This window comes from Thalassospira sp. Z349TD_5, from assembly GCF_056173045.1.
Window position 1 is genome coordinate 3,969,378 of record NZ_CM149654.1, and the last position, 12,097, is coordinate 3,981,474.

A 12,097-nucleotide genomic window follows, 5' to 3' on the forward strand; every position below is an offset into this window, starting at 1 on the left:
ATATAAGGATGCGTTAACAAATAGCCGCAAAACCCTTCATTTCATTAGGTTATGCGTCAATAAAATTACTCTGACCCATCCGATACCGGCCCCCAAGGACCGATCAGGCGATCCATCAAGTCCCGAGTCTCAAATTCCGGCTTCGGAGTCTCATCGCCTTGGCACGACCAATCGACGTTGCATTTTCAAAGCACATCCGATCACTTTATCCATCGCCTCCCTTGCCCCGAAGACCCCAACGCCACACCTTATTTATAAGACACTTCAACGCGCAACAGCATCACATTGCATCAATCTGGACTCTCTCAAAGCGCGCCGTTCGCGCATCACAGCACCCCATCGCAAACAGTGAAAGTCCCCATGCCAGTGGAAAACTCACCACTTCCTGTTTTTATCCAGCGCTTTCTGGCCATCCATCCGGGTGGCGCATCCCACGCGGGGGCGCTTCTGATCTGTATGATCGGGGTTCTGGCAGGATGCGCATGGATGCTTGGCGGCTTTACCATGATTGTCTCAGCCGCACTTGCGGTTGCGATGATGCTGCTTTTCTCACCCATGGTGTCACCCGAATTTGTCATGAAGCTCCTGCGCGCCAAACCGCTTGATCCACACTTCTACGAAGCGACCCATGAAATGGTTGGGCTTCTGTGTGATCGCGCCGGGCTTGCCGAACGGCCCAAGCTGTTTGTCCTGCCGGGCAAAGGTGTCAATGCCATCACCACTGGTACCGAAAAGGGCACCAGCATTGCCATTTCAAACGACGCCCTGCATGGCCTGTCACCGCGTCAGATGCGTGCCATGCTGGCCCATGAAATCGCCCATGCATGGCACGGCGATACGCGCATTTTGTTGATCACCGATGTGATCTATCGCGCGACATGGACAGTTGCGATTTTTGGTCTGGCACTGGCGTTGTTTGGCAACTTCAATCCACCGGGCTGGATGATTATTCTGTTTGGCATCGTCCCAACCATCAGTTTCCTGTTGCAACGTGCGGTCATCCGCAATCGGGAATTTGCCGCCGATCACGGTGCCAGTGACCTTCTCAATGGCCCCGAAGACATGATTGATGCTCTGCTCCATATTGATCAGATCAACAAAAAACGCCTGGGCCTTATCCCCTATCGCAGCACCCAGCCGCCCAGCATACTCGACACCCACCCCAGCATCCGCGCGCGGGTGAATGGGTTGCGCGCCCTAAAGCCCGGCACATGGCAAAAATTCTTTGAAAGCCGGCGCATGCCCGGCTCATAATCATCCATGTCGTTTCAACCCGATCCCAAAAACAGTGCCGATCTTGGTACCTGCCCGATCTGCGGCCGCCCGATGCATGCCGGACCAACGATTGACCGCCATCACTGGACACCCAAATCACAGGGCGGAACAGAAACTCAATGGCTGCACCGGGTCTGCCACCGCATGATCCACCGGCTGTTTGACGAGGCCACCCTTGCCCGTGATTTTGATCAACCCGAAAAGCTGACACGCCACCCCGACATGATCAAATTCATCAAATGGGTCCGCAAAAAGCCCGCAGACTACATCGACTGGCCTGAAAACAGCGGGCGATATGGCCGCAAACGGACAAACCGGCGCTAAAGGCCATTTTTATCGGGACTGTTCCCCCATCCCGGATATGTTTATCATTTACGCAAACAGGTCAGATCGGTACTAGAGCGTACTGCATGTGACAAACCGGGGAAAACCAATGCCAAGTGCCGATATGCTCAATGACTTGATACCGGTCTTCGTCACCCTGTTCGTCATCATTGACCCGTTGGGACTGGTGCCGGTTTTCATTGTTTTGACACAGGGTACAAGTGCTGCCCACCGCCGCCGCATGGCGATCCGCGCCTGTCTCACCAGCTTTTTCATTCTCGCGGCCTTCGCACTGATTGGCGAAGGATTACTCGGCATCTTTGGCATCCATATGCCCGCCTTTCGCATCGCAGGCGGCACGCTTCTTTTCCTGATCGCGCTTGAAATGCTGTTTGAAAAACGCAGCCAGAAACGCAACGAGCGCGCCGAACAGGTTCATCAGGAACTTGAAGACGACCACGACGGTGACAAGACAAAACCCAAAGCCGTTACAAAATCAAAAACAGATCAAACCATCCCCGACGACGAAGCCGACGATGTGTCGATCTTCCCGATGTCGATCCCGTTCCTGTCGGGTCCGGGCTCCATCGCATCGGTGATGCTGTTGATGGGGAAATTCGAAGACAACGTCGCCATGCAGGCCAGCGTCATTGGCGTTGTCGCCGTGGTAATGCTGATTGCCTTCGTCTTCTTCATGCTGTCAAACGTGGTCGCCAAGCGCCTCAGCCCAACGGTTGCCACAGTGGTTTCCCGCCTGCTCGGCATGATCCTGGCGGCCCTTGCGGTTCAGTTCATCATCGACGGGATCAAACAGGCGTTTTTCTAATCACCGCGGAACACCTAAAGCAGACGGTAAGAGCTTGAAAGTAGCCCCCCTTCTGCCTCCCATTATCTGCATACGATTGCTTTATTAACCCCCGGATAGTGCCGTGAGCTCGTCATGTAAAAGTTTGGGAATCTTCACACCGTTTGCGCGACTACGTTCACGCGCCTCAAACCGGCGTTGAGATGGCAGGCGCGCGCCCTGTTCAATGATGCGTTCAAACAGTTCTTCCGCATGATCAAGATGCTTTTGCGCATCTGCGCCCAGGAAGGTTTCCGGGGAAAAGGCGATGATGATTTCTCCGTGATGCGGATTGCCCGGTGTATCCTCGGTTGCAGCATGGGTTTCATGCCCCAGAACATCACCGATCAAAGGCCCGGCCAGAAGGCCAATCATGGTCGATAATGCCGACCCCTTATGCCCGCCAAAGGTCAGCATCGCACCGGCAAGGGCTTCTGCCGGATCGGTGGTCGGCACACCTGTCTGGTCAACCGCCCATCCTTCGGGGATGGTTTTGCCCGCCCGTCGGTGCAGTTCAATGTCACCACGCGCAATCACGCTGGTCGCAAAATCAAACGTATAGGGTGTCGTGCCCGGACGTGGCCATGAAAAGGCAATCGGATTGGTCCCCAAAAGCGGCTTGGATCCGCCGGCTGGTGCGACAAAGGCATGGGTTGGTGTCATGGCAATGCCAATCAGCCCGTGTGCTGAAATCTGCTCGACCTCTGGCCAGAGTGCCGAGAAATGAAAACTGTTATTGATCGCCAGCACCGAAACACCGCAATGGCGCGATTTTTCAATCAAACATGGCAAGCTTTTCTCAAACGAAAGAAGCGAGCATCCCTTATGTGCATTGACCCGTGTGATCGCGGGCGCCTGATCAATGATCTCCGGCTCGGCATGGGTATCAAGTCCACCATTGCGTGCGGCCTGCACACAGCCGATCAACCGATACAGACCATGCGAATGGCATTCATCGGTTTGTGCAGCCACAACACTGCGCATGATTGCGCTTGCGTGATCGCGGCTAAAACCGTTTCCTTCAAGCACGGCAAGACTAAGCTTTTCTGCCTGTTCGATTGTTAAGGTGACCGCATCGCTCATGGGGCATTCCATTTCATAGAATTAGGGTGAAGTAACTTGTATTTACAAGTATGTAACATCCGAAAGGCACTGCGCCAAGGCACAAGAATGGAAGCCGATGATGCACCGCTTATATCCTGCGCACCGGGCAAAACGCTTTTGACTTTACGGTTGCATTGGGGAATTCAGACCCGCATGCGCCAAGGCCGCAATCAGGTCGGTTCGGGTGACAATGCCAATGATTTTGCCATCCTCGATCACTGGCACAGCATCACATGCCCCATCGGCCATTAATGGCAAAAGGGCGGCAATCGGGGTAGTCGCAGTTGCGCGTGGCTCGGTAACCGACATAATTTCAATGGCACGGACCGGTGCGCTGCGCGTGCGGTCAGTCAGACGCGACATCGCCGCGCCAAACCCGCGATCAAGCCGCAAGGCATCTTCGCGCGCACGCCGAATCAGATGTATCTGGAATATCACACCGGCAAAGCGACCATCACCATGGATAACCGGCAAGGAGGTAAATCCGTGACGTCGGAAAAGATCCGCGACGTCGTTTAGCGGTGTATCCGCCCCAACCGTCACCAAGTCCCGCGACATGATGTCTGCTGCCGTGATCGGGCCTGCACGATGGGAGGCGGCCTGAAACTCCGCCGCCCCAATCAACCGCGCCAAATCTTCAACGCCAAGGTTAAGCGACTGGCGATATTGTTGTAAAATGGTATTGAGTTCATCCTCATCCAGACCAAGGCGCTCAATCGCCGGGCGGTCTGCTGTGTGGTGGATGCCCTTATCCTCGAAATGGCGGAACGGATATGTCCGCCCCGTTGCCCGGGCATATAAAATGGCAATCAGGACCAGAATGCCCGTCACCGCCGCAACCGGTGTGACGGCAAAGCGAAAGCCGAGATCAGTGACAAGATCGGGGCTCAGGGCCGCCACCATGGCAACCGCCCCACCCGGTGGGTGAACCGCGCGCAAAAGGATCATCGCCGCAATCGCGACGCCAACCGCCAAAGCCACACATAAAACCGGATCACTCACCATGTGACAAACGGCAATTCCCGCCAGTGCCGACACACTATTGCCGACAATCGCCGACCACGGTTGGGCAAGCGGGCTGTTGGGTACCGCAAATAACAACACCGATGACGCGCCAAACGGCGCAATCAGATAAAGACCGGCCCCCTGCAAATCAAAGAACGACAGCAAAAAGCCCGCAACACCCAAGCCAATTAACGCGCCCATTCCGGCACGCACGGCTTCCTTTGGCGTGCTCATGGGTATCGCCGGATACAACCCGCGAAGACGATTAGATTTCATAGGAACGTTTCACTTCCCCCGTTCATAATTGAACATGGGGCTTTTGTTTATTTTTATAAAATGCGGATTTTTCTCGTACTTAGTTTCTGATCCACGGTCAACAATTCCCCACCGAAACCCAACAAAAAAGGGAGGGCAAATTTGCCCTCCCCTTACAGCGTGATGTCTGAACGGCTTTAATCCCAACGCTTGGCTGCGCGCAGGATGGCGTCCGTACCAATCTGGTAATGCTCATAAAGCGCAATGCTATCGCCGCACTGGCCAAAGTTGTTCACACCAAGCGGGGCAACCGCATGCCCGCGCACCGAACCCAGCCACGCTAACGCCGCCGGATGACCATCAATTACGGTCACAAGGCGCGCATCCGATGCCAGCGGTTTAAGCAAGTTTTCCACATGCGACATCTGAGCATCCATCTTGCCCTCAAGACGGGCCCGCTCAAGGTCCTGCCATTCGTTGTACAGACGGTCGGTCGAGGTCACGGCCAAAAGCCCCAAGCCCGGATGATCTTCCGACAGCTTTTCCCATGCGGCAATCGCTTCGGGCGCCATGGCCCCGCAATAGGCAATCACCATCTTGCAGTCATCGCCCGGTTCACGCAGCCAATACCCACCCGAAACAATATCGGATTTATCCCCATCCGAAAGATCACGCTCAGGCTGGCTCAATGGCTTGGTCGACAGGCGCATGTAAATCGACCCGCCGTCCTCGGCCTGCATATGATCAAACGACCACCCCATGATTGCGGCAACTTCATCGCCAAAGCTTGGCTCAAAGCTGGTCAGGCCCGGCTGCCCCATGCCGATCATCGGTGTGCTGATCGACTGATGCGCGCCACCTTCCGGGGCCAGTGAAATGCCGCTTGGTGTGGCGACAACCATAAACCGTGCATCCTGATAACAGGCGTAATTGAGCGCATCCAACCCGCGCGCAATGAACGGATCATAGAGCGTGCCAATCGGGAACAACCGCTGCCCAAACAGGCTGTGCGACAGACCAAGGGCGGCCAGATTAAGGAACAGGTTGTTTTCGGCAATGCCCAGCTCGACATGCTGCCCGCTTGGCGAACGTATCCATTTCTGGGCCGAAGGAACCTTGCGTTCGCGGAATTCATCGGCAAGGTCTTCGCGGCCAAATAACCCGCGCTGGTTCACAAACCCGCCAAGGTTGGTCGATACCGTCACATCGGGCGATGTCGTCACAATACGATCAGACAGATCGCTGTTTTTCATCTTGGCCAGTTCATTGAGGATTTTACCAAACACTTCCTGCGTGCTTGATGTATCTGTCCGCGTATAGGGCATGTCGGGAATGGTAATCACATCTGCCTTTTTGTGGCGGGGTGCGCTGTCATTGAACGGGGCATTTTTAATATAACTCCGGATTTTGTCCTCTGACACATCCAATCCGGCGGCAAAATCCCATTCTTTTCCGTCTTCAACGCGGTTTTGTTCCTTAAACGCGTCCATCTGCGGCACATTCATCAGGCCCGCATGATTGTCCTTATGCCCCTGAAGCGGGGTGCCATATCCCTTAACGGTATAGGCGATAAAGATGGTTGGTTTGTCATTGGGAACAGCATCAAAGGCGCTCAGCACCGCCTCCATACAATGCCCGCCCAGATTGGTCATCAGGTCATGCAGCGCATCATCTTCATATTCACCCAACAGGCTGACCAACGCATTATCACCGGGCATATCGGATGTGATTTGCGCGCGCCATGCTGCCCCGCCCTGAAACGTCAGGGCCGAATAAATGTCGTTGGGCACATCATTCAGCCATTTCTTAAGTGACTTACCCCCCGGCTTGGCGAAGGCTTCGTGCAGTTTGCGACCATATTTGATCGTGATCACGTTCCAGCCAACCGCACGGAAGAACCGACCAATGACGCGGAACAGATGCGCATCGATCATGCCATCAAGGCTTTGGCGGTTATAATCAATCACCCACCAGACATTGCGAATGTCATGCTTCCACGTATCAAGCAGTGCTTCGTAAATATTGCCTTCATCAAGTTCGGCATCGCCAACAAGCGCCACCATCCGCCCCGGAACCTCGCCCTTGGGCAGCATGCCCTTGTAGCGCAGGTAATCTTGCGTCAGCGCGGCAAAGTTCGTCACCGCCGCGCCAAGGCCAACCGACCCGGTTGAAAAATCAACCTGATCGCCATCCTTGGTCCGCGATGGATAGGATTGCGCCCCGCCAAATGAGCGGAATTTTTCCAGCTTTTCCTTGGTTTGACGGCCAAACAGGTAATTGATCGCATGGAAAACCGGGCTGGCATGCGGCTTGACCGCCACCCGGTCCTGCGGACGCAGAACATTGAAATAAAGGGCTGTCATCAGTGTTGTCATCGACGCACAGCTCGCCTGATGCCCACCGACCTTGATGCCATCGCGTTTGGGACGCAGATGGTTGGCATTATGGATGGTCCAGCTTGATAGCCACCGCACCTTTTTCTCGATCTGACCGAGCATCTCAAGATCTTCGGCCTTCACCTGACCGGTTGAGCTTGCTTCGATAATTTCACCGATTTCCGGGGCGGCATCTTGTGCGGACATCTTACGTAACACCTTTTGATGTGGGTTATGCACGGCGGCCATCCAGCTCACCGCAACATTCCGGTATTGAATTACCGATTTTTAAACAGACGGCGCAAAAATCAAGCTGCCGCCATCAAGTTTCACACAAGATTCGGCGATTTCAACCAACCTGTGGAATCTGCTGCGACGAACCTGCCAAAACCTTCGAATTTCCCATCTGAAACAATATTTCGTGGCATCAAAATACGGCAACGCTAGCGCGATTCGATGCCCCTTACAAATGCATGTACTTACTGAAATTCCGGCATTCCCCAAGAGTCCCCGCATCCAAACACAGATGAAAAATGCTGCCTCGGCGCTTTTCAGGCCTGGCGCACCAATTTTCGAACCAATTTATCTGCGTACTTAAGACATCGCTAACCGATTGAAAGGCTATATATAAAATCTATACATCTGATTTTGATCGCCGTGCACACTCCAAACCTTGGACACTGTTTTCTCATTCATGCTGCCGCCCATACCGCGACCAATCCTGAGTTTTCATGCCCGATGCACCGCCATTTTCAGGGTAGCAATGGTGGTGCTTGCAGTTGGCGACATGTCCATATCGACGGCCCAGGCCACAGGCACAGGCACAGGCACAGCACAAAGCCCTGTTGATGTCCGCCTGCCGATGGATACCACGTCCGATTACTGTCTCGGTCGCATTACATGGGATCAACATTCCGAATACCATGTTGACCTGTTGCGGTTGGCTTTGCGGCTCAGTCCCACGGACATTGCCATCACACCGGTCTGCATGGAATACCCCACCGAAGAACGCCGTATTTCGATGCTGCAAACAGGTGATCAGATCAATACCGTTTTCTTTGGCACAACGCAGGACCGTGAAGACAAACTTCTGGCAGCCTACGTGCCGATTTATCTTGGCACCACAGGGCTCCGGCTTTTCATGACACGTCCTGAAACGCGTATTGAATTGGCGCATATTCAAACGCTTGATGAACTTCGGAAATTTTCGATGGGGCAGGGGCTCGGTTGGCCTGACGGTCAAATTCTGATCGACAATGGCTTTAATGTAATCCCCGGACGTTACAAGACACTGCACCGGATGCTCGAATTCCGGCGCTTCGACCTATACCCAAGGGCCTATTGGCAAATTATCGGTGAATGGAACTGGATGAAGCAAGAGGCGCCAAACATTGTCGTCTCACCCGATATCGCACTTTATTACCCGCAGCCGATCTATTTCTTTGTCAGTCCGAAAACACCCCAACTGCGCGATGCAATCCAGACCGGTCTTGAACGGGCTTATTCAAACGGCATGCTGTTGAACTTGCTAAAAAATCACCGCGAAACCACAGCATCATTTAAAGAAGTGAACCTGCGGAAAATCCACCTTTTACGCATAGAAAACCGTTCATTGCCGGATAAATCGCGCCAAACCATGAAAAAGTTCAGCCTTTTTGATTAAGCTCAGAAAAATGGACAGCACATTCCAGCCCAAAATCAAATCGCCAATCGGCCTCAATCCAAGCTCCTTCGCGGACATGGACATTCATCCGATTGGCGACAGTTGATCGTGCTTAGGATTAATGGCGTTATTCGGCTGCAATCGCCATCTCATCCCCATCAAGGGCGGCTGAAAGATCGGCCAGAATATCATCAATGCTTTCAAGCCCGGCAGACAGACGGATCAAACCATCGGTGATCTGATATTCTGCACGTTCTTCGGGGGTATAGGTCGAATGGGTCATCGATGCCGGATGCTGGATCAGCGTTTCGGCGTCTCCAAGACTAACCGCGCGGGTGATCATATTCAGCCCGTTCATCAATTTACGGCCTTCTTCGATCCCGCCTTTCAGCTCAAACGCAATCATGCCGCCAAATCGGTCCATCTGCTTTTTGGCCAGCGCATGCTGCGGATCGCTTTCAAGGCCGGGATAAAACACCTTTTCGACCTTGGGATGGTTCGCCAGAAAATCGGCGATTTTTTCGGCATTGTCGCAATGACGTTCCATGCGCAGCTCCAGCGTCTTAAGCCCGCGCATGACAAGGTTTGCGTCCTGTGCGGACAATACCGCACCGGTCATATCCTTCAAGCCGATCAATCGAACTTGCGTCATGTCCTCGGTCGAACCAATCACCGCACCGGCCATAAGGTCCCCATGCCCGCCCAAATATTTGGTCGCTGAATGCACAACGATATCCGCCCCCAATTCAATGGGGCGCTGCAAATACGGCGTGCAATAGGTGTTATCGACAACAACTTTCGCCCCGTGTTTATGGGCAATCTCGGAAATCGCTTCGATATCGACCAGACGCATGTTCGGGTTGGCCGGGGTTTCGAAATAGACAATCTTGGTTTTGTCGGAAATCGCCTTTTCAAGCTCCGCCGGGTCGGTCAGATCGACATGGGTGTGCTTGATACCAAACTTTTCCAGACCATGGCGGAAATAGGCAAATGTGCAGCCATAAAGCGTGCGATCGACAATGATCTCATCACCCGGTGCAATGAAGGTCCAGAACACGGACGTAATCGCCCCCATGCCCGATGCGGTCGCAACCGAAGCTTCCCCGCCCTCAAGCACAGCCAGGCGCTTTTCCAGCAAATCAAGTGTCGGATTGGCAATCCGCGAATAGATAAAGCCCTGCTCGTCACCTGCAAAGAACCGACCGCCCTGCTCGGCAGTTTCAAACGCAAAGGTCGAAGACATATAAACCGGCTGGTTCAGCGCCCCGTTGTGACTTTGCGGGTCATACCCATGATGAATGGCACGTGTGGCGAAACCGGTTTTGGCAGTTGAGTTGTGGCTGTTAGACATGAAAAGCTCCCGACAATGCGTTTATTCTACCCACATCCTCGCAAGCCATATGCCACCCAGCCAAAGGGCCGGTTTTCCGCCGTTATGCGCCCTTGATCACCGGCCAAGGTGTACATATTTATTTACACCCATTTATCGCCGAACTCCCAAACCACGGCGAATTATATGGATTTCGCGCAAATCCAGATGTACACTTTTCGATACAGTGTAAACTTATCGGTACAGTCATGCGATTTGAAATCCGGGGCGAAAACAGGCTTGGCATTACGCGCGATGTGGTCAATGTGCTGACCGATCAGGGGCTCGATATCCGCGCCTTTGAGGTCACCACCCATTACATCTATGCCGACATTCCGGCCATCCGCCCGGAACGGTTTCCGCTGCTGTCCCACGCGCTTAAACAAATTCCCGGCATATCGGGCATCCGCGAAATTGACCGGCTGCCAACTGAACGCCGCCGCGCGCAGCTTCATGCGACCTTGGCCGCCTTTGGCAACCCGGTGATTGCGGTCGATGCCAATGGCCAGATTGCTCAAGCCAACCCGGCCGCACAGACGATCACGGGTGCTTCTGAGAAAGATCTTCGTGATCGTGATATTTCTTTCATTTTAAGCGATCCATCTATTGAAGATTTGCGCCAAAGCCAGTTTCACCTGCCCGAGCGAGAGGTGATTCTGGGTGGCCAGACCTATTTGCTACAGGTCGAACCGATTGGCCATGTCGATGACGGATCAGACGTGGATGACACCGCACCGTGGGGCGGGGTGATGGTGTTTCACCGGGCCGCCCGACTGGGTCGGGTGATTACCGCCCTTCAGGACCGCAGCCACACCGGATTTGACGACATTATCGGCGAAAGCCGGGCGATGATGCGGGTTAAATCACAGGCAAAACGCCTTGCCGCGATTGACGCACCACTTTTGATTTTGGGCGAAACCGGCACGGGTAAGGAACTGTTCGCCCGCGCGTCCCACCGGGCAAGCTCGCGTATTGATCAGCCATTTTTGGCCTTGAACTGTGCCGCCATGCCAGAAGGTTTGGCCGAAAGCGAGCTGTTTGGCTATGCCGCCGGGGCCTTTACCAGTGCGCGGCGCGGCGGCAAGCCGGGATTGCTGGAGCTTGCCGATGGTGGCACACTGTTTTTGGATGAAATCGGCGAGCTGACCCCCTATTTGCAGGCCAAATTGCTGCGCGTTCTGCAAGATGGCCGGTTCCGCCGGGTCGGGGGAACGGATGAAATCGCCGTTGATGTGCGGATCATCAGTGCGACCAACCGCGATCTTGAAGCCATGTCCCATAACGGGACGTTTCGCGAAGACCTGTATTTCCGCCTCAACGTCCTTGGCATTACCCTGCCGCCCCTGCGTGAGCGGAGCGAGGACATCCATGATCTGGCCCAGTTTTTCATCGACCGCACCGCCCAGCAAACCGAACGCGCCACACCCTATCTTGCCAATGACGCGCTTGATTGGCTAAGGCACCATGACTGGCCGGGCAATGTGCGGGAACTGGAAAACACTCTGTTTCGCGCCGTCGCCCTGCTCGATGGCGATGTGCTAAGCGCACGCGATCTGAATGACGCGGCCATCGGCACCGCGCCGCGCACCAACGAAACACCGACCTCGCACACACCCGATACCACAGGCAGCAATATGCGCCCCGGCGCACCCCAACAACCTGACATCATCACCGATGCCCTTGCCGCCGAGGATTTCGCCACCGGCATGACCATGATTGAGCGGGAAATGCTGGCCCGGCTTTATCCCGATTACCCAAGCTCACGCAAGCTGGCTGAACGGCTGGGCGTATCGCATACATCGATTGCCAACAAACTGCGCAAATACGGCATCGGCAATTGATCGCACGCCCCACCCCAACATCACCTAAACAGCAACGGACCC

The 12,097-nt window shown here is 54.4% G+C and carries 9 protein-coding genes; 5 read left to right on the plus strand and 4 right to left on the minus strand.

What is annotated here, in order from left to right; translation table 11 throughout:
* The first annotated feature begins 360 nt into the window (after window positions 1-360).
* The 3 genes from AC0VXT_RS18195 (at window position 361) to AC0VXT_RS18205 (ending at window position 2,425) form a co-directional block, all read left to right on the plus strand.
* The gene (locus AC0VXT_RS18195) at window positions 361-1,254 is read left to right on the plus strand and encodes a M48 family metalloprotease (RefSeq protein ID WP_475546539.1); all 894 of its coding nucleotides are present in this window, start codon (window positions 361-363) and stop codon (window positions 1,252-1,254) included.
* 6 nt (window positions 1,255-1,260) lie between these two features.
* Window positions 1,261-1,599 (plus strand): HNH endonuclease, encoded by a 339-nt coding sequence (locus tag AC0VXT_RS18200; protein ID WP_475546540.1) that lies wholly within the window; start codon window positions 1,261-1,263, stop codon window positions 1,597-1,599.
* Window positions 1,600-1,708: 109 nt separating this feature from the next.
* Entirely contained in the window at window positions 1,709-2,425 is a 717-nt protein-coding gene (locus tag AC0VXT_RS18205) for a MarC family protein (protein ID WP_022730870.1), read from the plus strand.
* Between the two features lie 84 nt (window positions 2,426-2,509).
* Here the strand turns inward: AC0VXT_RS18205 and AC0VXT_RS18210 are convergent, their stop codons facing one another.
* The 3 genes from AC0VXT_RS18210 to AC0VXT_RS18220 all read right to left on the minus strand — a co-directional run bounded on the left by AC0VXT_RS18210 (window position 2,510) and on the right by AC0VXT_RS18220 (window position 7,389).
* Window positions 2,510-3,526, minus strand: coding sequence for an Ldh family oxidoreductase (locus AC0VXT_RS18210; RefSeq protein ID WP_475546541.1), 1,017 nt, complete (start codon window positions 3,524-3,526; stop codon window positions 2,510-2,512).
* A 144-nt stretch (window positions 3,527-3,670) separates the two neighbouring features.
* Window positions 3,671-4,786 (minus strand): HPP family protein, encoded by a 1,116-nt coding sequence (locus tag AC0VXT_RS18215; protein WP_475546542.1) that lies wholly within the window; start codon window positions 4,784-4,786, stop codon window positions 3,671-3,673.
* A gap of 218 nt (window positions 4,787-5,004) precedes the next feature.
* Entirely contained in the window at window positions 5,005-7,389 is a 2,385-nt protein-coding gene (locus AC0VXT_RS18220; protein WP_475546543.1) for a transketolase, read from the minus strand.
* A 580-nt stretch (window positions 7,390-7,969) separates the two neighbouring features.
* Between AC0VXT_RS18220 and AC0VXT_RS18225 the strand changes: the two genes are divergently transcribed.
* Window positions 7,970-8,845, plus strand: a complete 876-nt coding sequence (locus AC0VXT_RS18225) for a substrate-binding periplasmic protein (RefSeq protein ID WP_475546544.1) — start codon at window positions 7,970-7,972, stop codon at window positions 8,843-8,845.
* Window positions 8,846-8,972: 127 nt separating this feature from the next.
* Here AC0VXT_RS18225 and AC0VXT_RS18230 read toward each other — a convergent pair whose 3' ends face one another.
* Entirely contained in the window at window positions 8,973-10,196 is a 1,224-nt protein-coding gene (locus AC0VXT_RS18230; RefSeq protein WP_475546545.1) for a methionine gamma-lyase, read from the minus strand.
* 227 nt (window positions 10,197-10,423) lie between these two features.
* Between AC0VXT_RS18230 and AC0VXT_RS18235 the strand changes: the two genes are divergently transcribed.
* Complete coding sequence (locus AC0VXT_RS18235; protein ID WP_475546546.1) at window positions 10,424-12,055, plus strand: sigma 54-interacting transcriptional regulator; 1,632 nt, start codon at window positions 10,424-10,426, stop codon at window positions 12,053-12,055.
* Window positions 12,056-12,097: the final 42 nt, after the last annotated feature.

Bases quoted from the DNA above. Each gene is read 5' to 3' on its own strand.
- AC0VXT_RS18195 (WP_475546539.1), top strand. From the start codon at position 361: ATGCCAGTGGAAAACTCACCACTTCCTGTTTTTATCCAGCGCTTTCTG.
- AC0VXT_RS18200 (WP_475546540.1), top strand. From the start codon at position 1,261: ATGTCGTTTCAACCCGATCCCAAAAACAGTGCCGATCTTGGTACCTGC.
- AC0VXT_RS18205 (WP_022730870.1), top strand. From the start codon at position 1,709: ATGCCAAGTGCCGATATGCTCAATGACTTGATACCGGTCTTCGTCACC.
- AC0VXT_RS18210 (WP_475546541.1), bottom strand. From the start codon at position 3,526: ATGAGCGATGCGGTCACCTTAACAATCGAACAGGCAGAAAAGCTTAGT.
- AC0VXT_RS18215 (WP_475546542.1), bottom strand. From the start codon at position 4,786: ATGAGCACGCCAAAGGAAGCCGTGCGTGCCGGAATGGGCGCGTTAATT.
- AC0VXT_RS18220 (WP_475546543.1), bottom strand. From the start codon at position 7,389: ATGTCCGCACAAGATGCCGCCCCGGAAATCGGTGAAATTATCGAAGCA.
- AC0VXT_RS18225 (WP_475546544.1), top strand. From the start codon at position 7,970: ATGTCCATATCGACGGCCCAGGCCACAGGCACAGGCACAGGCACAGCA.
- AC0VXT_RS18230 (WP_475546545.1), bottom strand. From the start codon at position 10,196: ATGTCTAACAGCCACAACTCAACTGCCAAAACCGGTTTCGCCACACGT.
- AC0VXT_RS18235 (WP_475546546.1), top strand. From the start codon at position 10,424: ATGCGATTTGAAATCCGGGGCGAAAACAGGCTTGGCATTACGCGCGAT.